Source organism: Marinobacter sp. NP-4(2019), assembly GCF_003994855.1.
GTDB lineage: Bacteria > Pseudomonadota > Gammaproteobacteria > Pseudomonadales > Oleiphilaceae > Marinobacter.
In genome coordinates this window covers 651,730-677,808 of sequence record NZ_CP034142.1, presented here as the reverse complement: position 1 = coordinate 677,808, position 26,079 = coordinate 651,730, and the positions used below count along the sequence as shown (strand labels likewise).

At 52.4% G+C, this 26,079-nt stretch carries 22 protein-coding genes and 1 pseudogene; 7 read left to right on the top strand and 16 right to left on the bottom strand.

Features of this window, described 5'->3' with window-relative positions; genetic code table 11:
- Positions 1–52: 52 nt before the first annotated feature.
- Entirely contained in the window at positions 53–466 is a 414-nt protein-coding gene (locus EHN06_RS03000) for a hypothetical protein (RefSeq protein WP_127330064.1), read from the top strand.
- Here the strand turns inward: EHN06_RS03000 and EHN06_RS02995 are convergent.
- From EHN06_RS02995 to dctP, 8 genes are all read right to left on the bottom strand, one after another.
- Positions 437–3,574: a tyrosine-type recombinase/integrase gene (locus EHN06_RS02995; protein WP_127330062.1), complete on the bottom strand. Its 3,138-nt coding sequence runs from the start codon at positions 3,572–3,574 to the stop codon at positions 437–439. The genes EHN06_RS03000 and EHN06_RS02995 overlap by 30 nt on opposite strands.
- On the bottom strand, positions 3,571–6,192 hold the full coding sequence (locus tag EHN06_RS02990) for a hypothetical protein (RefSeq protein ID WP_127330060.1): 2,622 nt from the start codon (positions 6,190–6,192) through the stop codon (positions 3,571–3,573). The genes EHN06_RS02995 and EHN06_RS02990 overlap by 4 nt, the downstream gene beginning before the upstream one ends.
- Complete coding sequence (locus tag EHN06_RS02985) at positions 6,185–6,691, bottom strand: hypothetical protein (protein WP_127330058.1); 507 nt, start codon at positions 6,689–6,691, stop codon at positions 6,185–6,187. The genes EHN06_RS02990 and EHN06_RS02985 overlap by 8 nt, the downstream gene beginning before the upstream one ends.
- A gap of 232 nt (positions 6,692–6,923) precedes the next feature.
- Positions 6,924–7,160 (bottom strand): hypothetical protein, encoded by a 237-nt coding sequence (locus EHN06_RS02980; protein WP_127330056.1) that lies wholly within the window; start codon positions 7,158–7,160, stop codon positions 6,924–6,926.
- Between the two features lie 419 nt (positions 7,161–7,579).
- The gene (locus tag EHN06_RS02975; RefSeq protein ID WP_127330054.1) at positions 7,580–8,848 is read right to left on the bottom strand and encodes a hydroxymethylglutaryl-CoA reductase, degradative; all 1,269 of its coding nucleotides are present in this window, start codon (positions 8,846–8,848) and stop codon (positions 7,580–7,582) included.
- A gap of 19 nt (positions 8,849–8,867) precedes the next feature.
- Positions 8,868–10,190, bottom strand: coding sequence for a TRAP transporter large permease (locus tag EHN06_RS02970; protein ID WP_127330052.1), 1,323 nt, complete (start codon positions 10,188–10,190; stop codon positions 8,868–8,870).
- The gene (locus tag EHN06_RS02965) at positions 10,187–10,699 is read right to left on the bottom strand and encodes a TRAP transporter small permease subunit (RefSeq protein WP_127330050.1); all 513 of its coding nucleotides are present in this window, start codon (positions 10,697–10,699) and stop codon (positions 10,187–10,189) included. Before EHN06_RS02965 ends, EHN06_RS02970 begins: the two co-directional genes overlap by 4 nt.
- A gap of 71 nt (positions 10,700–10,770) precedes the next feature.
- Positions 10,771–11,829, bottom strand: a complete 1,059-nt coding sequence (gene dctP, locus EHN06_RS02960; RefSeq protein ID WP_206075720.1) for a TRAP transporter substrate-binding protein DctP — start codon at positions 11,827–11,829, stop codon at positions 10,771–10,773.
- A gap of 271 nt (positions 11,830–12,100) precedes the next feature.
- On the opposite strand from dctP, the gene EHN06_RS02955 reads away from it, so the two are divergent.
- Positions 12,101–13,489, top strand: a complete 1,389-nt coding sequence (locus tag EHN06_RS02955; RefSeq protein ID WP_127330046.1) for a PLP-dependent aminotransferase family protein — start codon at positions 12,101–12,103, stop codon at positions 13,487–13,489.
- A 108-nt stretch (positions 13,490–13,597) separates the two neighbouring features.
- Here EHN06_RS02955 and EHN06_RS02950 read toward each other — a convergent pair whose 3' ends face one another.
- The 5 genes from EHN06_RS02950 to hutG are packed head-to-tail and all read right to left on the bottom strand — an operon-like array spanning position 13,598 to position 19,076.
- Entirely contained in the window at positions 13,598–14,356 is a 759-nt protein-coding gene (locus EHN06_RS02950) for an IclR family transcriptional regulator (RefSeq protein ID WP_127330044.1), read from the bottom strand.
- Positions 14,357–14,368: 12 nt separating this feature from the next.
- On the bottom strand, positions 14,369–16,615 hold the full coding sequence (locus EHN06_RS02945; RefSeq protein WP_127330042.1) for a TRAP transporter permease: 2,247 nt from the start codon (positions 16,613–16,615) through the stop codon (positions 14,369–14,371).
- A 16-nt stretch (positions 16,616–16,631) separates the two neighbouring features.
- Positions 16,632–17,123, bottom strand: coding sequence for a DUF1850 domain-containing protein (locus tag EHN06_RS02940; RefSeq protein ID WP_164735581.1), 492 nt, complete (start codon positions 17,121–17,123; stop codon positions 16,632–16,634).
- A complete protein-coding gene (locus EHN06_RS02935; protein WP_127330038.1) occupies positions 17,101–18,066 on the bottom strand; it encodes a TAXI family TRAP transporter solute-binding subunit in 966 nt (321 codons plus the stop codon). Before EHN06_RS02935 ends, EHN06_RS02940 begins: the two co-directional genes overlap by 23 nt.
- A gap of 41 nt (positions 18,067–18,107) precedes the next feature.
- The gene (hutG, locus tag EHN06_RS02930) at positions 18,108–19,076 is read right to left on the bottom strand and encodes a formimidoylglutamase (RefSeq protein WP_206075719.1); all 969 of its coding nucleotides are present in this window, start codon (positions 19,074–19,076) and stop codon (positions 18,108–18,110) included.
- 170 nt (positions 19,077–19,246) lie between these two features.
- On the opposite strand from hutG, the pseudogene EHN06_RS21745 reads away from it, so the two are divergent.
- The 5 genes and pseudogenes from EHN06_RS21745 to EHN06_RS02905 form a co-directional block, all read left to right on the top strand.
- Positions 19,247–19,414: pseudogene (locus tag EHN06_RS21745) on the top strand (hypothetical protein); the annotation flags it as partial.
- Entirely contained in the window at positions 19,415–20,065 is a 651-nt protein-coding gene (locus EHN06_RS02925; RefSeq protein ID WP_265936911.1) for an IclR family transcriptional regulator, read from the top strand.
- A gap of 15 nt (positions 20,066–20,080) precedes the next feature.
- Positions 20,081–21,358 (top strand): NAD(P)/FAD-dependent oxidoreductase, encoded by a 1,278-nt coding sequence (locus EHN06_RS02920; RefSeq protein ID WP_127330032.1) that lies wholly within the window; start codon positions 20,081–20,083, stop codon positions 21,356–21,358.
- Between the two features lie 29 nt (positions 21,359–21,387).
- Positions 21,388–21,765, top strand: coding sequence for a RidA family protein (locus EHN06_RS02915; protein WP_127330030.1), 378 nt, complete (start codon positions 21,388–21,390; stop codon positions 21,763–21,765).
- Between the two features lie 532 nt (positions 21,766–22,297).
- A complete protein-coding gene (locus EHN06_RS02905; RefSeq protein WP_127330028.1) occupies positions 22,298–22,828 on the top strand; it encodes a hypothetical protein in 531 nt (176 codons plus the stop codon).
- A gap of 314 nt (positions 22,829–23,142) precedes the next feature.
- On the opposite strand, the gene EHN06_RS02900 is transcribed toward EHN06_RS02905, so the two are convergent.
- From EHN06_RS02900 to EHN06_RS02890, 3 genes are all read right to left on the bottom strand, one after another.
- Positions 23,143–23,607, bottom strand: a complete 465-nt coding sequence (locus EHN06_RS02900) for a PaaI family thioesterase (RefSeq protein WP_127330026.1) — start codon at positions 23,605–23,607, stop codon at positions 23,143–23,145.
- Between the two features lie 223 nt (positions 23,608–23,830).
- Positions 23,831–24,466 carry a response regulator transcription factor gene (locus EHN06_RS02895; RefSeq protein ID WP_127330024.1) on the bottom strand — a complete coding sequence of 212 codons (636 nt, stop codon included), beginning with the start codon at positions 24,464–24,466 and terminating at the stop codon, positions 23,831–23,833.
- Positions 24,467–24,472: 6 nt separating this feature from the next.
- The gene (locus EHN06_RS02890; RefSeq protein ID WP_206075718.1) at positions 24,473–26,008 is read right to left on the bottom strand and encodes a PAS domain-containing sensor histidine kinase; all 1,536 of its coding nucleotides are present in this window, start codon (positions 26,006–26,008) and stop codon (positions 24,473–24,475) included.
- Positions 26,009–26,079: the final 71 nt, after the last annotated feature.

The window sequence follows — 26,079 nt, the reverse complement described above, 5'->3', positions numbered from 1 at the left end:
GCAATCTGCCGCTAAGAAACGATTAGGCCTAATCAGCCACTAAGGAGACCATATGATTCACCCAATGGCACTCGTATTCGCAATCATTGTGATCATGGCGGGTCTATTTGCCCTTCTGTATCTCGCTATCCATATATACACACGGTCGGAGGAGCGGCGTCTGCAGCTCGAGCACAACCAATATGACGCCTCAGTTGAAGTGAAAGCGGGTACTGACTATTCGGTTCGGTTTCGGCCGGGCGTGAATAGTGCCACGCCCGGCAGCGCCTACCTCTCTGCCTGCAACCCGCTCTCTCATAGCGTTCAAGTTGCCACCATGAACTCACCGGCCAGAGTGATATTGGAATTGGATGCCCAGGCTTTTGATGACATAGCGATTGCCTGGATCAAATACCGCGATCTGGCCGGTGCGGTGGGCGGGCCTGTTGGTAATGAACTAGGCAGCCGGGATAACCCCTGGCTCTGAGGGTTTATCAGAGGATGCCCACATCGGCTGCTCGTGGGCATCATCAATAGCCTGCTCAGACCGCAACACGGGCGCGGCCATTGCCAGCATCACCATACAATAACGAAACCCGAACGAACGGCTTTGATCACGTTCACTGTCATTTCCAAATTCCAGACCAATAAACAACCATCGGGCTTCCACTTTCCTGTGTTTGTTTGCGGGAGCTCTGGTTTCGATCGTATCTCGGTAAGTAAGTCCCAGCTGCTTTTTCCAGAGCGCACGGTAGGGCGACCGATCCCGAACATCACGATTGGTGAAGCTCAGACTGCGCCGGGGAAAACCAAGAGCCTCAAGAAACTGAAGAAATTTTCTTGCCATCTCTGGTTTCTGAGGGTCCCGAAATATAAGTGAGGTTGCCGTCTTCCACTGATTGTGGATGTAGTACTCGACGACTTCCCAAACCAGGTCGGAATTGTCATGAAGCAACTCTTCGACACGATCCAGTAAGCTCTCAAACAGCGCCTTGCTACTCCGGGTCCTTGGCTCAGTATGCAAACGGATTGAATCATCTCTCGCCTCTTCCTCGTTGACGCTGGGAAACCGATGCCTTGAGCTTTGTGTTCGCAGCGTATTGCTTCTAAGACCTGCAAGGTATGCTGAGCGCTCTTCCAATAATTGACATGCTTCAACGCTTAGGCCTAATCGTTCCGCCAGAACCTCCTGCTCAATCGAAGTCCGTTGGCGAAACTTCAGGTATTTCTCGATCGACATCAGCCGATCCCGTAACGTCTGTTGCTCGGGCTTAACTTTCGCAGATGGTTTTTCCGTCGGCCACAGCACATTCGCCCGGTCTGGGTATGAATTCCTGAACCTACCCAACAGGCCCTGAACACCGGCCTTATTCAATAGCCGATAGACTGATGAGATTGAAACGCCGGAAGTCGCAGCCAGTGTTTTTTCGCTAAACATATCCCTGCGCTCATCCAGGGCAAGCGCGGCCAGGTCCATCGTGTGAATGTAGTGTTCAAGGCTCATGTCCGGACCGGAGTGTCCAAGCAGCCGAGCGACCGCATACAAGTCCGGGCGATGCCGTGTCTTCAGCAACTGCTCGGCAAATTCGGACGATTGATCCAGCCATCGCTCTGTCATTGGCTGATCAGGAAAGAGCGTCGTCCTCTTCCCGTGATGCGCAAGAATCAGTCTAAGAAACGTCCAGCTGGCAAAACTGTGGCGTAGGTGGTGGTATCGGAGGGACTGATCACCTGTCACCTCACGCATCAGCTGGTGCAGAATCGGCATGACCTTTTCCTGTCTGACCGGTATCCATCCCCTGCTCGGAACGGCAAATAATGCAGCAGTAGAAGGTCGTTCTTGCTCCTCGCTGCGACGATATTCCACCCATGCCTTGAGGAGACTAAGCTCACCGTCATCCAGAAGCGCATGGATGGGTATCTGCCGCTTGGCATTTGCGGTCTTCAATCGATGCCCGGCGTATCGACGAACGATAATGGCGGATCGCCCCATCAGGTGGATGTCTTCAAGTCGCAGCATCAATGTTTCCATCCGCCGCAACCCACACCGGAAGCCCAACACAAAGATCAGTTCCACAATCGTTGGAAGGTCGGGCGCGACTAGCTCCAGTTCGGCATCCCTTATACGCCGTCGGATCTCGTGATAGTCATCCAGAGTGATCAGGTTTGCATCGACCGGATGTAAGATCGAGCCTCCTCCCAGGTTCATCACTTCTGAAAGCTTTGGAACACCATAGTCGTGTGCCAAAAAGTGATGAAATTCGCGCAACCCAACGCACAGCTGATTTCGAAATCCTGCGCTCTGGGCGTCCGCAAGCACTTCCGTATAAAGCTCTTCGAATTCTGCGATGTCGTAGTTCGAGATATCACCATCACCCGCCAGAGCGGCCAGGCGGGTTCCCGTCTGCCTCACGTACTGTCGAATAGTCGAAAGCGCAAGCCGTTTTCCTGATGCCGCGGGCCGTGTGCACAAATGAAGGGCCCAGGCCGCTAGCATGCGCTCACTTCGGCTAACAACATGCTGGCTGTCGTCGAGCTGATTTCTGAGCTTCTGCGCAACGAGCTCCCGGTCACTGCCTTTCAAGATTTCCCAGAGAGCCTGCGCCCATTCAAAGGTTTCCACCTCCTCCTGGGAGGCACCTGTCTCCGGCAAGGTCTGCTCATCGCACGGGTCCTCTACAGAGTCGACAGTTAGCGAGGCTGTCGAGTAAACACCGTGCAGGCGCTGCCAAACCTCTGGTCGCAGCGAGTGACTAACGTGCTCCCGCGCCATATAGGCGCCGATGTTCACCGGTAGCTCGTGATAGGTCAGTGCTTTACTGGCCGTCATGAAGTCTGAGAAGTTTTTAGGCGGGCTCTCTACACCCTTGCAGCGCTCGAACCATCGGCGTAGAAACGGCCACAACGCTTTCGCCGGCGTTTGATGCCGAAGCGGTTCATTTTCCTCCGGTTTAAGCCGAAGAAAAATCATCTCCGACATAGGGTCGGGAAACCACCGCCGCCGCTCCAGACTCTCTGAGCCGCGCCAAGGCAATTCAAGATCCAGATAGGCTCGCCCCGCGAGAACGGTCAGTTTCTCGGGGATGCTCTGCAGAAGCTTATGCAACGCTCCTGAATCAACCAGACCGCTGTTGAGGGCAGCACTGACGATGAGCGCTCCGATGCCCAGACGTGGTTCTAGCTTGCTGACGGAAACGGTTTCAATCCAGTCGATCAAAGACAAACGCCATCGCTCTGCACGCTCGGCTTCAACGGGACGAAAAGTCTGAAACACGCTGCGATGAGGCTCGAGCCGGATCGGCACAGCTGGCAACGGAAAGTCACGTCCGCCAACGCGGTTGGCGAATTCAACGAAGGCGCGAAGAAGCTTGCCAAAACGCACATCGGAGCTCTTACCCAAGGTTTCGTGAATACTCTTCTCCAATGGCCACATGAATCCGGCCTCGAAGGCTTTTTCAGATCGTCCGGACAAGATTTCAGCCCCGGCCAACTCACTACCAGAGAGGAATGCCCTGAGCTCTTCAGCAACCTGCCGCGTACCCGGTTTCAGCTCTAGAGCCAAAAATTCATTCCAGATAGATTCCATCGGTGTCATCGTGAAACACCTCCCGCGAGACGGCTGGCAACGGGCGTGAACCCCAGTTCCTCCATGATCGGCTCCAGGTACCGAGTCATCATGTCGCGATATTGTCTGGAAGATAGAGACGAGTAACGACTCCAGGGCTCTTCGCCAAAACTGGCGTGCCCCATAAAGGCGTTGACGTAATCGGGCGGACAATCCGCCTCTCTCAATTCAGTGCGCATAAACCGACGGTGGGCATTAGCCGGCAATCCCAGGAATTCATCCAGGTGACGCAACATGGTCTTGGGACTAACCACGAGTTTTCCGTCGCGGCCATCGGCTGACCGCAAGAAAAAGCAGGTTTCCTTTTCGGTTTCGGCTTGAGACTTGAGCCGGAAATCGTTACTTGCTTCGAGCACCTTGAGATGCAGCTCGTAATGCTCGAGTTGCCGCAACACCATGTCCGGCAAATAGCTGAGGCGAGTTTTTCGCTTTTGCTCATTGTCTTTATCCGACAGAGCCGTAAGCCGGAGCTGGCCATTGATTTCTTCAAGAGAGAATAACGGTGTTTTCACTGCACGGTAACCTGTCGCAAACGCCAACATCTGAACCGTGTAGAAGGTGAAGACGTTGTGGTATTCCGCGAAATCGGACCACTGGTCATAGGTGCGTGCAGCTCCTAACCGCGCCTTTAAATTCGAAACCGCGTTCATGACCGCAAGCTTGGAGGCGCAGGCTCGGCTGCCGACATGGCCTTTACGATATTCCGCTCCGATGAAGTGACTCCCTCCATCAACTTCCAACGGAAGTTCCGCCTGTTTTGCCAATTGAGTGGCCACTGTGACGTAACGATCGGTCAGATCGCCTGCGTTTGGGCTGTAGTAAAAGCACTTGGTTTGCGCGAGGGCATGAGGTTCACCGGTGATCGCGACTGCATCAACGACGTCGCCGGTTTCAGCTGTAATCGCATCGAACATCACCTTTTCCCACCGCCCCCAAGTGACCCGTTCCGACTCTCCAGCATCGTGGACAAGTTTTTTGAACGCCTTTCTGTAAAGCTTTGCGGAGTGGGTGAACACCTTCGCTTTTGGGGACGGCTTCTTACCACGCAGTTTCAACAGATCTAAAACCCGATCAGTCAGCCCATAGAGATCCGGTAACAGGACATAATCGAATATTGGCCTTGTGGTTTCGACAGGAACTTTGAGTTGGGTTTTGTATTCCGGGTAAGTTGACTCTATGCACCAGAGATTTCTTCCTGGCGACATCGATAATCGAAGATATTGTTCTTCGAGGTCTTCAGATTCCTCGCATCGTTTGCGCCGTTTGAAGCGTCCTCTCTGAATACGCAGCCTGATTGCTTTCCCCCACGAAACGCCTGTCCATAAGACGATTAAAGTCAACAAAGCCAGCTCATAGAATGCTTTTTCTTGTTTGGACCCGCTGATAAGCGCCGGACGATTAAGGTAACTCGAAGCGGCCATAGCGATGTTGTGGATCTCCTGATCGGTCAGAGACTCATACCGCCAAGGAAGATATTGGTTCGCCATCGCGATATGGCGAGCTTGATTCCTTGCACGCAGAAAGCTGGCTGTAGGATTAGAAGCCTTGGCACCATCCGATGTTCCGGATTCCTCCTCGTCCGAGAAAAAGTAGGAGCCCTCGCCATCGTCGAACGGTGATTCGTCGACCTTTAGCCGGCCAGCTATGGAACCTTTCGGAGGAAGCGCCGGCACGAACCTATCGGAAACGCCCGTTCCCAAATTTACTTCCAAGCCACTTGCCATGGTTTGAAAGTCGACATGGCCGGGCTCCGCAATTCCACCTCCACTGCCTTCTTTAAGCCCATAGCTTTCTCGGAAAGCCCAAGACTTGTTGCCATGAGCCCGCTCAACGAAGTAAACCAGATCTCGTAACCCGTTTTGTCGCTTCTCCTTCGCCTTATCAACTTGGAGAATCTCCGCGGATTCCCCCGCAAAGTCCATGGACCAAAGGCAAGCTCGGACTTCACTCCCAAAGGTTTTGGGGGAGACAAAAGGCTGGAGCACTAGCAATTCATCTTCGGCAACCGCGTAGCTCAATGCCCTGACGGTATACCCCATAGCCGAAGCGCTTCTCGGTGAGTCGAGCAATGGATTATCGCCGTCATAACTCTCGTAAGCCTCGGCGGTATGCGCTTCCTGAATCGCCAAAGCGTGCGCATAAAGGGCTTGTGCCTGGACTGCTGCGTAATGAGATCTCAGCTCAGGATTCTCTTGGACATTCCACAATGCCGAATAGAGTGGGTGCCTTGTCACCCCTTTTCGCAACAATGGATTATGTCGGTGACGCTTTGGCCGCTCATCAAATGATGGGCCAATAGCGTCTGTCAGAGACTGGGCGTTTTCAGTCGCCCACTGGCAAAGTGACTGCCAAGCCCTGAAATCTATGCCAGCCTCGTTGTCCTGCCATTCATCACAAGGTAATTGCAGGATATCGATTAGATTGCGGCTAATCTGAACAAATGAGATTAGCTCTGGATGGGCGTTAATCTGATAGAAAAAGTCCCGGACTACCGTTGCCGAGAATCCGGCTTCGACGGCTTTAACGATGAATATTTGATGGGCTTTACTGTCTTTGGGAGGGACCCACGTAAGTGCACTCTTAGCCACGAGCCATCCTCCCTTTGCCAATTCGCATAGCACGACCGTAGGCCGCTTTTGACGGGAAGATCGGGTGCAACTCCATATCACTGGCCCATTCCTTTGAAAGATGATAGAGGCTGGCACCGTCATCAGCGTTGAGGCCGAACAGTACGTTGGCGTAGTAGGTTTCCAGCAAATAATTGCGTGCCCAAAAATCGGCTTTGAATCGGCCGGACACCAGATTCACCGGCACCATTTGGTCGGGATCAAGCCATGCTCGACAAAGCTCCCAGAAGCGTACATTGCCGACACAGCGGAGTTTATTGCGGGAGCGGTGAGCAAAAATCGGGAAGACTTCCATCAAAGTTCGAACGTGAGCCAGATGAATGTCGGCCTGGTTCGGCTGTGCTAAAGGCGGCAGCTGATACTTTTTCCTGGCGTTCTGAAGTGTCTCGTGAAGCTCTGAGATTTCTCCCAACGGGAGGAGTTGTGTTTGGGAGTGAAACTGGGGTGTTGTAGAAGCCATTGGCCCTCCTTCTGTGAAAAGTGCAAAAGTCGTTTTTCACAGAACTTACGGCGAGCCTATTTTTTGCAGGAAATTTTAGATTCCTGTTTTAATTGAATTATTTTTACACTTACAAAATGTTACGTTGTTTTCTTCGATCATTGCACCTTATTTTTGACCTCTGCCCTCCAGGCATTGAGGGATAATTCAGGCCATCTCGCCTGATACCGAGAGGCTGGATTTCCGTCCGAATTTATTCACCCTTTGATTGATCGCGGTCTTTCAGAAAGTCGTCCGTGTCTAACTCCGAAGAATCGAAATCGTCATCCCAGACCGAATCAAACGGTCGATCATACCGCTTAACTGAGCCTTTCAAACGCTGCAGCGGTTCAAGCTCTTCAGGGGTCACATTGGCCAACTCATCTGCGTGGGCGTTGTCAGTGTCGACGCCCTTGAGTAGGTCTTTTTCTTGAATTCGTTTGATAGTCATCCAAACCTCCGGAACTCGATTCCCATTGCCCATATTTTAAGTAGCTTGGGAATTTCGCACAAACGGCTGGAACTGAGCAGCAGATCACCCAAGCTGCTCTTCTATTGCTCCTGATTCCCAGTACGAGCTGGCCGGAGGTCACGTTGTCCAAGAACATCCTCTTGGCGTTCCTCGAATTCTTATCGAAGTCTTAAGTTTCAATGGAGCTCTCACTCCTTCTGAACTCAGAAGAGAAGAAACGTCAATTTCTGAGTATTCGATACCTCGTTTATAGTGGCGAAATTGCCATCAATATTGCTCTCCAGAATCGTTGCGCCAATAAACGTGAATATCTCTGATATCTTGCCCATCCGGACATCGATTGATTCTCTATTATCGTGACCGGTTTAACAGGGGCAACTATATCCACCAGGTAGAGTTCAATCCCGGAGAGACTTGAGAATCTCCTCTGCGACATCCATACGAACCGTACCCAAAGACACTAGCTCCTTGGCAACCTTATCTACCTCTTCCCCCGTGGCACCAACCATTACTGCAATATTTTTCGCATGCAGGGCCATGTGTCCTTTTTGGATTCCTGTGGTCGCAAGTGCCTTGAGTGCGGCAAAGTTCTGAGCCAAGCCAACCGCGGCAATAATTCGGGCCAAACGGTCAGCGGTCTCAACACCCATAATGTCGAGAGCAATGCGCGCTGTCGGGTGGGAGCGGGTAGCCCCACCAATGAGTCCCACCGCCATCGGCATTTCGATAGTGCCTGTCAGGTTTCCATCAGCATCAACCTCCCATCGGGTCAAAGAACCATACTGTCCCGAACGGGCCGCATAGGCGTGAGCGCCGGCTTCAACAGCTCGCGTGTCATTACCAGTAGCCAAGACCACAGCGCTGACACCGTTCATAACCCCCTTATTATGGGTCGCGGCACGATAAGGATCGATATCGGCGAAATCGTAAGCTGACAGGATGCCATCACGCACCTCAGCTCCGCCAATAGCCTCAAGTGACCAGGTAGCCCGTGCCCGGGCCAATCGTCGGTCAGCCAAGTTAGACAGAATACGAAGGTACGTTCGGCCGCCGGTCCAGTCTGCAATCTTCGGCGCAACCGCCTCCGCCATAGAGTTAACGGCATTCGCACCCATAGCATCCCTAGTGTCTACGACCAAATGAGTCACAACCATAGGTCCGGTTCGACCCTCAAGGATACGGACTTCAATATCTCTGAAGCCGCCGCCATGCTTGAGTAGCACTGGATCCGTTTCGTCGCAGATAACTTTTATATCCGCCTTGTGCTCCAGAATCTGCAGACGGGCGTACTCCGGATTACTAATACCCACCAGCTGCACTTGAGCAATCATCAGCGAACCAGACGTAGCCGTAGTAAATCCCCCGGTATCCCGGCATTGGCGAGCTGCATTACAAACTGCCGCGACAACGGAAGACTCTTCTGTTGCCATGGGTACCAAGATCTCTTCTCCGTCAATGACCAAGTTGGTCGCGATTCCTAGCGGAATGTTCAGTGTGCCAATGACATTCTCTATCATCGAATCCGCAGTAGCGGCATCCAGATTGCCGGTATTACCCAAGTGGGTGAGAACTTTTTGATTCAGTCCGGCGGTTTCCACAACCTTTTTAAGGCGTTCTTTGGGAGCCAGATTGTGAAGTCCAGGAATTCGTGATGTTTTGGTTTTCATGGTCAGTGATCTCCTGTGCTCAAGAATGTGATGGCTGGGCTATCCGTTCTGGCAGCCAGGTCACAATCTCAGGGAATAACATAAACAGCGTCAGGGCGATGAGCTGCAGAATCAGGAAGGGCACAATAGCTCGGTAAACCGTCTCCATACCGATACCATCCGGCAACACACCTTTGATATAGAAGAGCGTGTAACCAAAGGGGGGCGTAATGTAGGCCATCTGTGCGGTAATCAAGAACAGCACACCGAACCACAATGGGTCGAAACCGAAGGTATCAATGATCGGCAGGAATACCGGAACACACAGCAAAATTATGCCAATCTCATCGAGGAATAAGCCCAGGAAGATCAGCACCAACATCATGGTCAGCAGGACTAGCCAACGATTCACTTCCAGGTCCTGAATGAATTGCAGCAGGGAATCGGCGCCACCCGTCCCGGTAAAGATTGAGACAAAAATCTTCGCGCCAATGGTGATCCACATGATCATGGTGGTCACCCTCAGCGTATCCATTGCGGCAGCCTTTAAGTTGGCGAAATGCAGCTCTCGCTGAAACGCAGATGATATTAATGCGCCCACAACGCCAACTGCGGCAGCCTCGGTCGGAGTAGCGATACCCGCATAAATGCTACCCAGCACAGCGAACACGATCAGCGTCGGCAAGATCAACGATTTCAGGGAAGCAAACATTTCTCGCAGGTTGAATTCACCCTCGGTTTGTCGCGGCGCCTTTTCTGGGTCGAGGACTGCCCGAAGGACAATGTAGGCAATATAAAGACCTGCGAGCACCAGGCCCGGAATAATTCCGGCGGCAAACATCTTACCCACGGAGATTTGTGCGGTAGCGGCGTATACGATTGTGATAATCGAAGGCGGAATCAGAATGCCTAGCGTGCCGCCAGCACAAATGGTGCCCAGCGCTAAGCGTTGGTCGTAACCGCGCTGAAGCATCGACGGCAATGCCAGAATGCCCATTGCGGCTACTGCCGCGCCAACTATCCCAGTCATGGCGGCCATCACTGTGCAAATAGCAATGGTGCCCACTGCCAGCCCGCCGGGTAGACGACGAAACCAGAGCTCCATGGCCCGATACAGCGACTCGATGATTCCGGAACGTTGCAAAACACTGGCCATCAGCACATACAGCGGTATTGCCAGCAGAATATCAGAGGTCATGGCGTCAAAAGTCTGGAGCACGGTCAGCACCAGGGCATCCACACCCCAAAGCACAATCGTGAAAAGTACCGCGAGCGACGCCAGGACAAATGCTAGCGGCATACCGCTGAGCAACAACACCAGCAGGCCAATAAACATCACGGACAGAACCAGTGTTGAACTCATGCCGAGACCTCCCTGGAAAACCCGCGACAAGCCGCCTGGATCGCCTCAGCCAAAGCCTGGAGAAGGAGCAGGGAAAACGCCACTGGAATCAAGGCCTTCACAGGCCAGATAGCAGGATTCCAAGCTGTGAAAGAGGTTTCGCCACTGTCATAGGCATTCATTGCGACTGGCAAGCTGTAGTAGATGAAGACTCCAGCCACTACGGCAATGAGCGTGTGGGTGAAGCAATCCAGGATATCTGCAACCCTCCCGGGGAGTCGGCTGTAAAGAATATCAACATTCACATGTCCAGCTGTGTGGAGGAGGTAGGGCCCTGCCAATAAGAAGTAAGGACCAAACAGAAGAGTCGATAACTCCATCGCCCATACCGTTGGCGCATCGAAAAAGTAGCGAGCGACAACTTCATAAGTGATGACAGCCACCATCACAAAGACAAGTAAGGACACTGCAACGGCTATCCAGCGGTTAACCGCGGTGATAGACCGGCAATAGGCGAACAAGACAGCCATAGATAAACCTCGGTGGGAGTCGCAGCCCGCCCAAAGGGGCGAACTGCGGTCTTACGATAAGTCGATGGATGTCAGTCCATTAATCCGAGTTCTTTCATGAAGGCGATTTGGCTTTCGAGGATCTGGTTGGCCAGCTCGTCCTCGCCAGCCGCCTTTTCCCAGGCCTTCATGGCGACAGGACGGCCTTCCGCGATAATGCTGGCATCCAAATGAATTACCTCCACGCCCTGCTCTTTGAACTTTTGTAGCGCAACAGCATCCTGAGCCAGGATATGCTGTCGCAGGGAGGAGGATACTTCCCGGGCGGCTACTTCGAGAGCTGCCTTATAGGACTCTGGTAATTTGTCGTAGGCACCTTGGTTTGCTACGTAACTCGTAGCCGTGGTGGGCTGATGGAACCCGGGGACAATCACGTAGCCCGCAACCTCGCCCAGACCAGCTTCCAGGTTTGCAGTCAAGTCACCGCGATCCGCGAGATCGATCACCCCCTTTTCAAGAGCCTGGTATACCTCGGCGGTCGGCAGCCCGGTCGTGGCTACACCGAACTCGCCCATGACGGTACTTGCAAGGCCCACAAAGCGCCCCTTTTTGCCCTTGAGGTCATCGAGAGATTTCAACGGGAATTTCGCATGGATGGGTTCTTGGCCGTAAACGGTTGGCGCAATGTAGAAGAGACCAGCCTTGGCATAGGCTTCCCGAGCAAACTCAAGCCCACCTTTTTCATAGAACCAGGCCTCGTATTGATCCGATTCGGGGAAACCAAACGGGATGGTACTGGTGAAGGCAAACGCGGGGATGGAACCAGCTTCATACCCGTCAAAGGTTTTCATCATCTGGAAGGCGCCGCCCCGGACAGCTTCGAATGCCTGAGCCGACGGTGCAAGCTGGCCGCCGGCAAACAGCCGGATTTGGAATTTGCCATCGGTAAGCTCGGCAACTCGTTCAACGAACTTCTTCTCGTACTCATAAGGTGTGGTTCCTGCATCCCACAATGCCTGCATACGCCAGCTTACTTCAGGCATTTCCTCAGCAGTGGCAAAGGAAGGAGTGGCAACAGCTGCGGTCACCATAACGGCAGCAGCAATTGATTTTAGAAAACCACGACGATTATTGTTGGTCTTTGCTTTCATAACGCTCTCCATTGTGAGTGACCACAAGCTTCGATATTAAAAGCCAATGCGCCACAGTTTGTTATTAGACGTCATTCCTGCTCTGGAAAACCCGGCACCATGAGGCACAGTAGCTGCTATCGGACTTCCCTTTAAGAATTTGAGGCATCTGGACTTTTGTTCAGAGCCTAGGCCAAACTTAGGGCAGTGTTATGAATTGGACAAGGTACAATTCTTGTAATTGACCCACATACTGTGCCCATAAAAATACAAGTACAATTCGGGGAGAGCCATGACTCAAGAGCCAGCTAAGGCCCAACAGATCGCCGACAAGTTAGTCAGCCAGATCGAGCAGGGAGACCTGGCGGCAGGCTCTCGATTGCCTTCCATTCGCAGTGCGGCAGATACCTTTAGAGTTTCGAAGAACACCATCATCGATGCTTACGACCGCTTGGTAGCTACTGGCTATGTCCGGCCACGGCGGGGCTCTGGCTTCTATGTTGAAATTGCCCGACCAGCTCATCCTGACATCAAACCCGAGCACTTCACCGAAGCGGTTGATCTGATATCCCTCCTCAGGGAGCAGTTGAACCAGCATTACGAAGTAAGAGCCGGGGATGGGCGCCTTCCAGCCAGCTGGATGGAAAATGCGGATATCCGTCGTCAGTTCAAGCGAATGGGGGTGGGAAACGATGGCGATGCATTTGAGTATGGAAACCCTCAAGGCTTAATGGAGCTTCGAGAAGATATATCACGCGTACTGCTGGACCGTGCGATCAGCGCGCATCCCGATCAGGTTCTCATGACATTTGGCGCCAACCATGCCTTTGATCTGATTATTCGACATTATGTTGAAGCACATGACCCCGTCCTTGTAGAAACGCCTGGCTATTACCCGATGTTCGGGAAACTGAGACTCCAGCGTGCCCGCACCATTGGCGTTCCCCGAGGTCCAGACGGACTTGATATTGAAAAGCTGGAGCAGGCCATCCAGACATACCGGCCGCGGCTATTATTCGTGCAACCCATGGCACATAATCCGACAGGCACCTCGATGTCTCTGCAGAACATGCATGCCGTTTTGCGCATTGCTGAACAACACGATTTGACCATTATTGAAGACGACCCATTCGGAGACATCCTGCCCCGTTCCACACCCCATCTAGCGTCACTGGACGCTCTGAACCGCGTAATATATGTCGGCACCTTTTCGAAGACCCTATCGGCCAGCCTACGTTGCGGTTATATAGCCGCCAGCAGAAAACTGATCCACTCTCTGACGGACATTAAAATGTTGACGGTGGTGAATGGTTCAACTGCGATCGAGGGCATGATTCACGAGATGATCATAAAGGGCCGTTACCGGCGCCACATGAGTCGCCTCCGGGACAGGGTTGCGAAGGCGGGAGCCGAGGCAGTGACGGCTTTGGGTAGTATTGGATTGAATCAGATCCATCCTCCCACCGGAGGATACTATGTTTGGTGTCCGCTACCCGATAAGGTCAACATTATGGACCTTAATCACAAGGCTTCCAGTCAAGGCATTTTCCTGGCTCCCGGTCACCTGTTCACTTTAACGGATGGTGACGCCAGCCACGCTCTGCGCATTAACATTGCCCACGCCCGTGACACCCGCCTCCTCGAATTCCTTCGGAAGGAGGTGGTAACTTCAAAAAGCTGAAAGCAATAGCCCAAAGCTCCCACCATCCACACAATACGCGGGTCAGCCCGTGATGGTTATGCACCAAAATGTGAGTTAAGAAGTGCTGAGTAGTAGTTAGAATCTGCGCTAAACTCCACCCACCTGGCGCATAACATCCAACGCTGTTTGCTTCAGCTCCGCAAGTAACGTTTCCATCACTCCTTCGGCATTCATTACCGGATCCGGTCCAGAAATGTTGATGGCAGCAATCACCTGCCCAGTAAAGTTCCGGATGGGCACCGCCAGCGCGGTTGAATGATCAGAATAATGCCGAGTCCAGCCCTGTCCGCGTTCTTTCTCACAAAGCGCAGTTAGCTCCGGCATTGTCTGGGGGGCTGGCTTTGGGTAACCATCCAACCGTTGGCCCTGAAATAGGCTTTGCAACTCCGTAGGATCCATCCCCATCAAGAGCGCCCTTCCCATCGCGGTCGTATGCAGGGGGAAACGGGTACCCACAGGTACGTTCACTGAGACCCGCTGCAAAGCCAGTGCTCGAAACACATAAAGCACTTCAGTGCCATCTCGAACTCCAACATGGCTAGACAACGAAGTACTGTCCCGAAGCCGGGTAATAAATGGAGCAGCCACCTCGACAATCTCACGACTGGCGAGATAACTAAAACCGCGGGAAACCACTTGAGTGCCGAGCGCATAGGTGTTGGTCCCGATTTTATTCAGGTACCCCATGGAGGTCAGGGTCTGCACGATCCGGTAAATCGAGTTTGTGCTAACCCCCAGGCGTTCAGCCATTTCCACCTGGCTCAATGCTCGACAATTACTGTCAAACATCTCCAAGATGCGCAGCCCCTTGTATAAGGCTGGAACGGTGTAGTCCTTCTCACTCAAGTGGTTTACTCCCTAACCCGTCTGAGTCGACAGTTGATAGTTTCCGATTCTATAGTTTCTGGCAAGAATGGCGAAAACCAAGCCACCAGAGATTACTAGTAGCCATGGGCTATGTGCCACCAACGACAACCCGGCAAGGCTCAGCACGATCTTCTCAAGTTTCGATAGCGGCGCGCTGAAGAATCCGATGTAGGCAGCTGACAGCGCCACAATACAAAGGATGCCACTGATCATGGCAATCGAGAATTCATACCAGGTGAAGTCGAGGAACAGCAGGCTCGGCGCGTAGATGAACATTAGTGGCACCAGTGCCTTGCCCATGGATAGCCTAAACGCTGTAACACCTGTCCGCATTGGATCAGAACCGGAAATGCCCGCCCCAGCATACGCAGCCAACGCGACCGGTGGCGTCACATCCGCCAACACACCGTAATAGAAGATAAAGAAGTGGGAAGCCAACAATGCGATCCCAAACTCATCCAGCGCTGGCGCCACAATAGAAGCCAAGATGATATAAGTCGGTGTAGTCGGGATCCCCGCGCCCATCAAGATACAAGCGAGAGCCACCAATAACAGTGCGATGAACAAGGTCAGGCTATTTTCGGTGACGAGATCGAAAGGCACGAACGCCGCCAGCGTGCTGCCAAAGTCATGAGCCAGGCCAACAATGGCACCGGAGAACTTGAAGCCCAGCCCGGTCAGCGTGGTGACACCCAACAGGAAACCAACACAGGCGCAGGCGGCGGTAATGGCGATGGACTGCTTAGCACCCTCTTCGAGACCATCGATCAACCTACGCGGCGTAAGTACACTCTCATGATCCAGCTTCCTGAAACCTAAAGGCCGCAGCACCAAAGGAATGTAGGAACAGGCAATGGTCAGAATAATGCCCCAGAACGCAGCGAGAAACGGAGTGAACTGCATTAACAACAGAGTCACCATAACAACGAGCGGAATTACTTGGTGCCAATGTTTGGCGAGTACGGCTCCTAGACGGGGAATCTGGTCAGCAGGCATGCCCTTAAGGTTCAGCCGACGGGACTCGAAATGAACCATGCAAAGCGTAGCCAGGTAGTGGAAAGCGGCTGGGATGATGGCGATGAGTATTAGTTCATTATAGGGCACGCCAAGCATTTCAGACATGACAAACGCAGAGGCGCCCATAATCGGCGGGGTGACTTGTCCACCACAAGAGGATGCGGCCTCCGTGGCAGCGGCAAAACGGCCACTGAACCCGTACCTTTTCATCATCGGGATCGTGAATGCCCCGGTAGTGACGGTATTAGCGACTGGGGACCCCGAGATCATACCGAAAAAGCCCGACGAAACGACAGACACCTTTGCCGGACCTCCCGAGTAGCGACCAGCAACCAGAGTTGCCAGCTCAATGAACAATTGGCCAAGACCGGAGGCCTGAGCCAGTACGCCAAATAAGACGAAGTGGTAAACATAGGTCGCAACCACACCAATGGCGATGCCATAGATACCTTCGGTGCCCAAATACAAGTGCTCTACCAGACGGATAATGTCGTACCCACGATGAGCCATTACACCCGGCAGATAGGGCCCAAACATGGCGTACAACAATGCCAGAACACCAATGATGGACAGGGATTCACCCATGGTCCGACGGGCACCCTCAACCACCAGCATCACGGCGATGCCGCCCATTATGTAATCGAACGCTTTTGGGAAACCAACGTTGATGATGAAGATCTCTTCGAAGAAGACGATCAGATAAGCGGAGAACCCTGCCCCCGCCAACATCAACGGCCAGTCGATCCAACTGGGCTTGTTGCGGCCGCCCAGGGCAGCTACGGGCAGTGCAGACAGCGCCATCAGTCCAGCAAAGCCGTAGATTCCCCAGCCCCACCAAGCTGGAATGTCTCCCGCCAGCGCCTGGACAAGCTGGTTGGCAATCAACAGGTAAAACGCGCCGTATAGAAGGCTCAACCCCATGTTGATCTTGAAATGCTTTGGCGGCCGCCTGGGAAATACGATAAACAGCAGGCCCATTATAAAGGCCATATGCACGTTGCGATGGGTCACCTCATTAAGAAGACCAAAACCTGCTGTGTAAATATGGAAGATACTGAGAACAACGCAGGTGACCGTCACCAGCGTTTTGAGAACTCCTTTCAGATCACGAAAATTCGATTCGTTATCGAACTTTTTTATCAAGTTATCCAGATCAGCCTGATGCATCTCAGGTCCGCTGGATGACGAACGGTTGGCAGTCTGGCTGTTCGAATTGCTCATACCCGTTGACTCTGCGTTATTGTTGGCAGTTGGAGACCGGCGCAATCAGCAGCCCGCTGTCCGGCCATTGGTTCAAATTGATAGTGCTGTTGCCTGTATGCAGCCTGTTTTTAAACCGCTCGTCGGTGCGCACAATCAGGCGACCGATCTTACGATCCATTTCCAGGATGAACTGACCATTCCTTCGCTCAAATGACGTGGCATCTGGCTCATTCACCAGTGAGGGCAAACCCTGCCCGTGAGCAACAAAAATTTCTGCCGTCTGCTTGATCGCGAGATCGCCACCTGGGGATTTGATCAGGCGATAGTAGTCAGTCACTGGTGTCAGCGACACCGAGTGGATGAACGAGAGTTCAAACTCCCCATCAATCACGGGAACGCAAGTGAGCAACCTGCCCTCCCGATAATGACTGACCTCAAGGCCATCAGCCGAAAGATTACCGGCCGAGGTAAGGACCCCAGCCAGCAGCAGACGCAGAGCAGTCTTATTCAATGATGCCCTTTTCACGGAAATACTTTTTCGCACCGGGGTGAAGCGGAATGGAAACTGACTGAAGCGCAGTCTCGACCGAAATTTCCTTGCCCTTCACGTGGACCTTGCCAAGGGTGTCAGTGTTTTCATAAAGCGCTTTGGTCACAGCGTAGGCGATGTCTTCTGGAAGATCCGCGTGAGTTGCCCAAATCGCGCGGACAGCGATCGTTTCGATATCCTTATCGACGCCTTTGTATGTTCCGCCTGGCAATACCGTGGATGTGTAGTATGGCTGGGTTTCCTGCAACTTCTTGATGGGATCGCCGGTCAGCGGAATGATACTAATGTCGTGACCGTTGGCCAGTTCCACGATAGAAGCAGTAGGAGCTCCAGCGGTAATCAAAGACGCATCTAGGTTACCGTCCTTGATCTTCTCTGCAGACTGGGAGAAGGACGAGTAGTCCTCGTTCACGTCGTCGCGGCTCATACCATGAGCCTCTAGCAGGTCGCCAAGCAGCTGCCATTGACCGGAGCCGGGGGAACCCGAGCTGATGGATTTGTCTTCCAGATCACTAAACGAATCCAGACCGGGCTGAGCCACTAACTGAACCGCTTCTGGATAAAGGGCGCCCAACGCGCGCAGATTCTTCTGGGCCTTACCTTCAAACTGGTTCTTTCCTTTATAAGCGGAATCGAGGATGTCGGCGGCAACGAAGGCAGATTCGATATCGCCACGTCCGAGCAGACCCGCATTGGCTACCGACGCGTTGCCGGTTTCAGCGGTTGCCGACAGCTTCTTCCCATCGAGATCAGCATTGTTGGAAATAACTTGCGCCAGCATGCCACCGAGCGGGTAGTAAGTACCGCCAGTTCCACCGGTCGCAATGCCGAAAAACACTCGCTCCTGCGCCTGAGCAGCACCAGCGGCGAGGCCGACTCCCAAGGCAGCAGACACAAGAATCGTCTTCAGTTTTCTCATTGTTGTACCTTCCTTTTCTGTTTGAGCTTAGGGGTGCCGCCTCACGGACGGCGGTTAGGACACAAAAGTGTGTCCGCCAGCAGAGCCGCTGTTTTAGCGGTCACGCCAGATTCGTCGAATTCAGGATTCAATTCGGATATTTCTACCAGAGGCATACCTCTAGGGAGCGACGCGGCAAGATGCTCCACCTCATCAATCACAGCCTCAACCACTTCCAGGGCAACACCTCGTGCAGCTGGGGCACTGACGCCCGGCGCCTGATAATGGGGAAGCACATCAAGATCAATGGTGAGATAGAGCATGTCCATGCCCAGGCAAAACGCACGGACTTGTTCCAGCACCTCGGGAATATCGGAGACACGCATATCCCGATCCTCCCGGTAACTGACGCCCAGTTCATCAGCACGCTTGAAAAGAGAGTGAGTGTTACTGGTCCTTGCCAAGCCAAGACAACAATAATGAAATGCCTCTCGACCAAATTGCTTAGCGATTTGCGCAAATGGGGTGCCGGAAGATGGTCCCTGCTCGCCCGTCATACGAAGGTCGAAATGGGCATCGAGGTTAATAATACCGATTCGAGTAGTAGCCGGGTTGAACACACGGGCGAGGCCGGAAAAGCTACCCCACGCAGTTTCATGCCCTCCACCCATCACCAACAGACGACGAACCGCAGGTAGTGCCTTGGCAATCCTTGACGCCAGCTCCTCCTGCCCTTGCTCTAGGGCATCGCCATCGACCTCTACAGTGCCAAAGTCCTTCACCGAAAGGTTTTCGTCACTATGCCACGCCAAGTTTGCCAACTGACGGCGTAAAGCAAAGGGGCCGGCGGCGGCGCCTAGCCGCCCCTTATTTCTCCGGACTCCGGCATCAGAGGCAAACCCAAGCAAGCCAACGGTCGAACCGGAACTGGCCATCTCCGAAGGCGACACCTTCTGGTACCAACGGATTGCATCCGGACCTTCCTCTGTATCTTTCCGGCCTTCCCATTTTGGTGCTGGTTTGAACGTCACGATATGCTCTCATAAAAATTCAATATATGATCATATAAGCATACAAAAATGGCGCATGGAACACTTTACTGGCACAACTTATTCTCTAGTAAATTTTGATTTTATATATAAATATTTTTCGCTTAAAGCGAAGCAACTTCTCACTTCGCGATAAGCCAAGACTCACAGCAATGGGTACAGTGAAAAGCACACAACGAAACGAGCCGAAGGGAATGCAAAGAAGCGGAATTCAGACCCTGGATAGAAGCTACTCACTGCTTCAGCAGGTAGTTAAGTCAGGCTACCGAGGTCGGTCGATATCTGAACTCGGAGACGCTTCAGGACTGAGCACTCCGACTGTGTATCGACTGGTCCGGGCCTTGAAGGACTTAGGGCTTCTTAGACAACCACTGAGCCGCGGCCCGGTCTATCCCGGTCCGGAACTCTTGAGCTGGGGTGAACTCATCCGTGAAGCCCTTGATAACATCGCGCATATGCACCTTCTGGACATGGCAGAAACACTGAAAGACAGCTTTTTCTTGATGGTGCCAGACGGTTTTCAAGTGCTGTGCCTAGATATAGTCGATGGTCAAAATCCGGCACGGAGCTATACACGTCGAAAGGGCGACCGTATTCCCTTCGGAATAGGTCAAGCCTCCATTGCGATACTGAGCTTCATGAGCGAGCACGAACAAGCGCACATCCTCGACCACAATGAACCAGCCTTCTTGCGAGCTCGGGGAATTACGCGCCGTCGTGTAAGAGAAGCCATTGCTAACTGCCAGCACTTAGAGATTACCTGCGGTGTCGAAGAGTCAGATCCGCCGGAATTCACCGGCTTAGCTGTCCCGGTCTTTGGAAAAGAGCGAAAACCAGTTGCCGCGTTGAGCTGTTGCCTCAGGCGCTCCCGTTTATCTGATGATCACTACGACAAGCTGACAAAAGCTCTCCTGACAAGTGCCAGAGCGATCAGCCATAACCTTTTCGACTCGGTGGAACCCACCCGATAAAAGAGTGAAAGCACGATGAGTACAAGCGGTTCTCCTTACCCTGTTTATCAACGTTCCTGTGGTTGGACAGAGGCCCCAAAGCCATGCCGAACGTATCCAGGACTCACAGACACCCAATCGTGTGATGCGGTCATTATCGGCGCCGGCTACACGGGAATCGCCATAGCAAAACAGCTGGCAACGCAAAACCCGGACATGGACATCAGGATTCTTGAGGCAGAGACGGTAGGCTCAGGCTCTCCAGGGCGCAACTCAGGCTTCGTGCTTGAACACGCCTTTAGCGCTGTCAACACAACGGCCGCGGGTGAACTTTATAAACAATACCAAGCCACGCAAAATGAGATGCGCGCAACCGCGTACCAAGGCGCCCACACGCCAAAGACCCAAATTTTCAAAGGTGCTGCGACACAAAGGGGTGAGAAGAAGCTGGCAGTCCTAGCCAAGTTCCTGGAGAAAAGTAGCCAGGCCTTCGAGTGGCTGAGCTCCGACCATATGAAGTCGATCACAGGGAGCAACTACTATCGGGCTGGACTGAATCTACCAGGCAACAGCCTCGTTAACCCATACACCCTGATCTCAAACCTGGCCCACAGCCTGCCTCCTTCAATAACGCTCTACGAAGAAAGCCCAGCTATCCGTCTGTCACCGGACTCTTCGGGCGACTGGGTGATAACAACCCCGGAAGGCTCGCTCAAGACACCGATGGTCTTTCTGGCCAACAACGCGTTTGCTACCTCTTTAGGCTTTGCTAATGCTTACAGCGTAAAAATCTTTACCTATGCCGGCGTCACTCCTTCACTTCCGCCAGATCTGTTTGCATCCCTCGCACCCGAGGGCCATTGGGGTCTGCTGCCAGCTCATCGACTTGGCTCCACCCTCAGGACTACCGATGACCGTCGACTCCTGATACGCGGCTTCTATGGCTACGAACACGAGGGCAATGATTCAACCCGCGGCTACCTGGAACAAAGCCTCTTCAGCCGTTTTCCGGAATTACGCGATTACGGCCTGGAGAAATGGTGGGGCGGTACCACCTCATTGACAGCAAATGGCGCTCCCTTCTGGGGCCAACTCAAGAAAGGCTTGTTCGCCTCCATAGGCTGCAACGGTGTCGGCATCCTAAAGGGGACCCTTCTCGGTCAACAGTTAGCCAACCTGGCGACAGGGCACCCCTCCATGGACGTTCAGGGTCTCATGGGTAAGCCGGGTTGGATGCCACCAGAGCCGCTCCGGCACATCGGATTCAATATGGTCAGCGCCGTAGAAAGGCGACTGGCAGGTGCTGAACGTTAACCACATACCATCAAAGGAAACTTGACGATATGATCAAAACGGTAAAAACCGATCTCTACCAATCGCCTTCTCCGCTTGAGTGGGCAACCGTTGGCAACGGAATACTTTTCACCGCCCAGATTCCAATCGATGACGGCGGTAAGGTGATTCCAGGTGGCATCGAAGCCCAGACGCACCAAACTATGAAGAATCTTTGCCATACACTCAAATGTGCCAATGCCAACCTATCGGATGTCACTCAGGTTATTATTTACGTTACTGACAGGGCGTACCTGCCAGCCGTTAACAAAATTTACGCGGAGTATTTCAAAGAACCTTATCCCAATCGAGCCGCTCTGGTAGTGGCTGGCCTCGCGCGAGAGGAGATGCTTGTGGAGCTGGTTGTTTATGCGGCTGTGACAGACTGAGAATACACCTCAAGGCTGGACTTACCCCAATACACATTACACGCCCAAGCCTCAAGCGGAGGCCAAAATGTCTAATGGACTGGGGTAAGTCCATATGCAGCTGTCAGGCGTCTAGGACATCGAGGACTTGCCAGTTGGACGTACGAACTCCATTTTTAGAGCTGCCGTAACGTATCTTTTTAGTTGACTGTTTTCTCCAAGACTTATGCCTTTTAATCGAATGCTGCGGCAGATGCCGCCCCGTGACAATCGAAAAGGGACGCAATGAGTCCTCCATAAGCATGCTCAGGCACGCCCCCAGTTTTCTCCGGCGTGGGCACTTCCACAGGAGGTAAGCCGAGAGCTGCTGCAGCTGAGAGGCTCATGGCTGGCATTGACAAACGGAGGGAGCGGGGAGATCATTTCAGTCAAGGCGTCGGTAGCCCCCCTGCTGCGATGGGAAATACCTTACTCAACAGTGAACATTTAACGTTTATATAGCGAAGCAAGCAGCATGCTGTCGAGAGCGTCCTCTCGTGCTATAGGAGCAAAAATGTTTACTTTTGAAGAGCTAACCGAAAGCATCAAAGACCTCGCCAAAAACTCTGACCTCCCTAGCTTTACACATTGCCAAAAACTATGTGCTCTGAGCCGAGAACTAGGTTTCGATCACTACAATCACTTGACGAGTACCCTGGCAGGATTGCCAACTGACCGCTTCAAAGTAATGTCCCAAGAGCTTGTTAGGCAGTGCTGCTTGAGGACCAAGCCTGATAGTGAAGGACCCTATAACCAGCTCAGTGTAGATAAAGATTGGCTGGAAACAGGAATCAGCTTTCAAGGAGACTGGATTGGTTTTGACTCGGAGGGCAATGATATTCGCATACCCAGATCATTTAATGGCCAGCGACGCTTTGATCTGTTAGAGAAATTTTTCGACTCGCCCTTCTATGTTTTGAAGACGGAAAAACACTTCATGTGCTGGCTTCATATCTGGAGCGGAACCGCCTTAATTCCACGAGACCTTGTGCGAGCCAATTTTCCCGAATTCTTCGACCGCAGCTTCCTGCTTTCGCAGGTGTAGTATCTAAGCTTTCTGGAAATAAAAGATGAAGAAGTAGTTTCCCGCAGGGGGCTAAGCAAACAGCCCTCGCCGAACCTGCTCGAACCAGGTGTTAAACTTGACCTTGACCCCGTATTAGGTCCCCGGCCAGAGCTTCATCAGGACAAATGGGGTCGATCTTTACGTTGTTTTAGAGGAACAACTATTCTCCGAATCAGGTTCGGTCGCCTCATCCTTAAATTGGCCAACCCTGTGCATCCAGCCCCTGGCCATTAGCGAATTTCAAATACCTGGTATTTAACACCCTTTATCTGGATGATCTTCGTACTACTCGACTACGACGTTTGTTGTTTGAGTTGAATCGCCAACATTTCGGCCTTCGCGCAGACATCTCCACCCACAGAGATTTCCATATCGACCCAAACTTTCCGACCATCAATACTTCGACATTTCCCCCGGATCATAATTTCCTCGCCCATGGGGGTTGGACGTAAGAACTCCACTTTTAGAGATGCCGTGACGTATCTTTTTAGTTGGCTGTTTTCTCCAAGACTTCCTGTTGTTGCCTCGTAATCGAATGCTGCGGCAGATGCCGCTCCGTGACAATCGAAAAGGGAAGCAATGAGCCCTCCATAGGCATGCTCAGGCACGCCCCCAGTTTGCTCGGGCTTAGGCAGAAACCTTGCTAAGGTTTCGCCATTACCTACATAGCTCTTTAACTGATTGCCTTCAGGATTACTCTTCCCGCAACCATAGCAATGGCTGAACTTTTCATCGTACAAATCTTGGATTGCCACCATACGCAGGTACACCGCTCTTTGTTTTTTCGGGTATTTCGACGTGTCCGGACTCTGTGACTTACAAATGCGCGACGGGATCGAAGAACAAAGCTAAGGCTGTCTCGAAAAATCGACTCAATACAACGTCAAGATACAGGACTTATTTGGAAAGGGGAGGAGACAACTAATAAACGCGGAATGCAGCTAAACATCGGATTCACCCAGTCGTGCTCCGGCCTTCCCATTACTGGTCAATACTGCGGACAAGCCCCAAACCGATAGCCACCTGTACCAGCTCGGCAAAGGAATCCACCTTCATTTTGGCCATCATATGAGCGCGGTGGCCCTCGACCGTTTTCCGGTTGATTGCCAATTCATCCGCAGCTTCCTGATTCGAGAAACCCTTTACGATAAGTTCCAGAACCTGTCGCTCTCTTCGCGTCAGACTGTCGTAGTGCTCGCGAATACGAGCCTGAGAATTACGCTTAGAGAATCTCAGACGATCCTTCTCAAGCGCATTGTGGACATGGTCAATCAACACTTGATCGTCAAAGGGCTTCTCTATAAAGGTCATCGCACCTTGGGTTAGAGCCCTCACTGCCATATCCACATTGCCGTGAGCAGAGATCATAATCACAGGTAGCTCAACATTGTACTCAGGGAGCTTTTTCTGCGCGTTGATTCCGCTTAAGCCAGGCATTCGAACATCCATCACGATGCAACCACTCTCGTTTTCATCGAAAGCCTCGAAAAAGTCCAGGGCGTTCTCAAACGTCTGCACCTTGAGTCCAACGGACTCAAGCAGCCACTTCAGAGAATCGCGAACATCAGCATCATCATCGATAACGAAAACGGTTTGTTCTTCGCGTGTGGAGTTCATGTGTGATTAATCAGCAATATTCAGGGTAAATGAAAAACGGGCGCCGCCACTCGGGAGGTTCTCGGCCCAAAGCTCGCCACCGAGATTCTCCACCAATGAGCGACTGATGGCCAGCCCCATTCCCAGACCACTCTGCTTCGTCGAAAAGAAACGGTCGAAAAGGCGAGGCATGTCACTTTCTTTGATACCGGCTCCCTCATCGTCAATCGTTACACGTAACTGTCGGCTTTCATATTGCGTCACACCAATATGCACTTTGGCCGAAGTCTCAGCAGCCGTTTGGCTTGCCTCGATCGCATTGACGAGAAGATTCATAAGCACCTGCTCCAATTGGATACGATCACCCGTCACGTGAGGCAAGTCAGATTCGGCTTCTAAAGTTAACTGGACGCCGCTGCGGTCAGCCATCGCGTCGCACAAGTCCATCACATCGCGAATTAGCTCTGGCAAATTGAGTGAAGCGACTTCTGGTTCCTGTTTCCGCGTAAAATCCATCATCCGGTGGACAATCTCTCCAGCTCTCAACGCGGTTCGAATACTTCGACTGATGGGAACCTCGACATCAGCCCACGAAATGCTTTTTGCTCCTGAAAAACGTCGCTCTATTCCTCTCAGGTAGTTCACTATCGCCGAAAGTGGTTGATTGAGCTCGTGCGCAAGACTAGATGCCAGCTCCCCCATCGTGACCAGCCGACTGGCATGGTCTATGTCGGCTTGATACTCTTTTAATTGCTTCTCTGCGGCTTTCTTTTCAGTCAAATCATGCGCAACGAGTGAAAAATACTCGATATCTCCATGAAGAGAACGGTGCACCAACAATTCCAGCATGACCGGAATACGTTTCCTTCTGACACCCGACATGATCAGCTCTCCGCGCCAGTGACCTGTCGCTTTTGCCAGCGGAATCCCTTCGTCAACCAGTTTCCGCATACCTTTGTCGTTCACAAATTGCGACAAAGCCAAGGCTGTATAATCAGTTTCCTCAAGCTGCAACGCCTTTCTGGCAGCGTCATTAAGGTGGGAAACCGTCAGGTCCAGATTTACAAAAATCACGAGATCCTGGGTGCTTTCTAAAACTCTCGCGAGCCGCCGATTTGCCTTGTCTGCCTTTATTCTGTGTGTTGCGTCCCTCGAAACCACCAAAATTTCTTGTATTTCATTAGTGGCTGGATCACGAATCGTCCGGCTCGTGCTTTCAAGCCATGTATAGTGGCCATCCTTACAACGAAACCTATAGGTGTGGGTGTAAAGTCCGCGATCGTAATTCACCGTGGGTGCGCGCAACCGAAAATCTTCCACGTCATCGGGATGGTAAAGATCATAAGCCGACATCCCGACAATCTCTTCTACGCTGTAGCCCAGCAGATGAGTGACGGCGGGAGATGCGTAGATGAAGAGCCAATCCTCGGGAGTATGCCTCGAAATCATGTCCGTGGACTGCTCTGCCATCTCTGCCAAAAGACGATTCCGCTCTGCATCGTCTGTCAACGCGGATAATCCCTCTTCTGGAGTACGGCTCTTCATATATTCATTTACATCCAAATCTAGAGTTTGTCTAAGCCAAACCAGTTATAAAATGTGGCCCCCGACCAAAAACGGCTGAGGGCCGATCC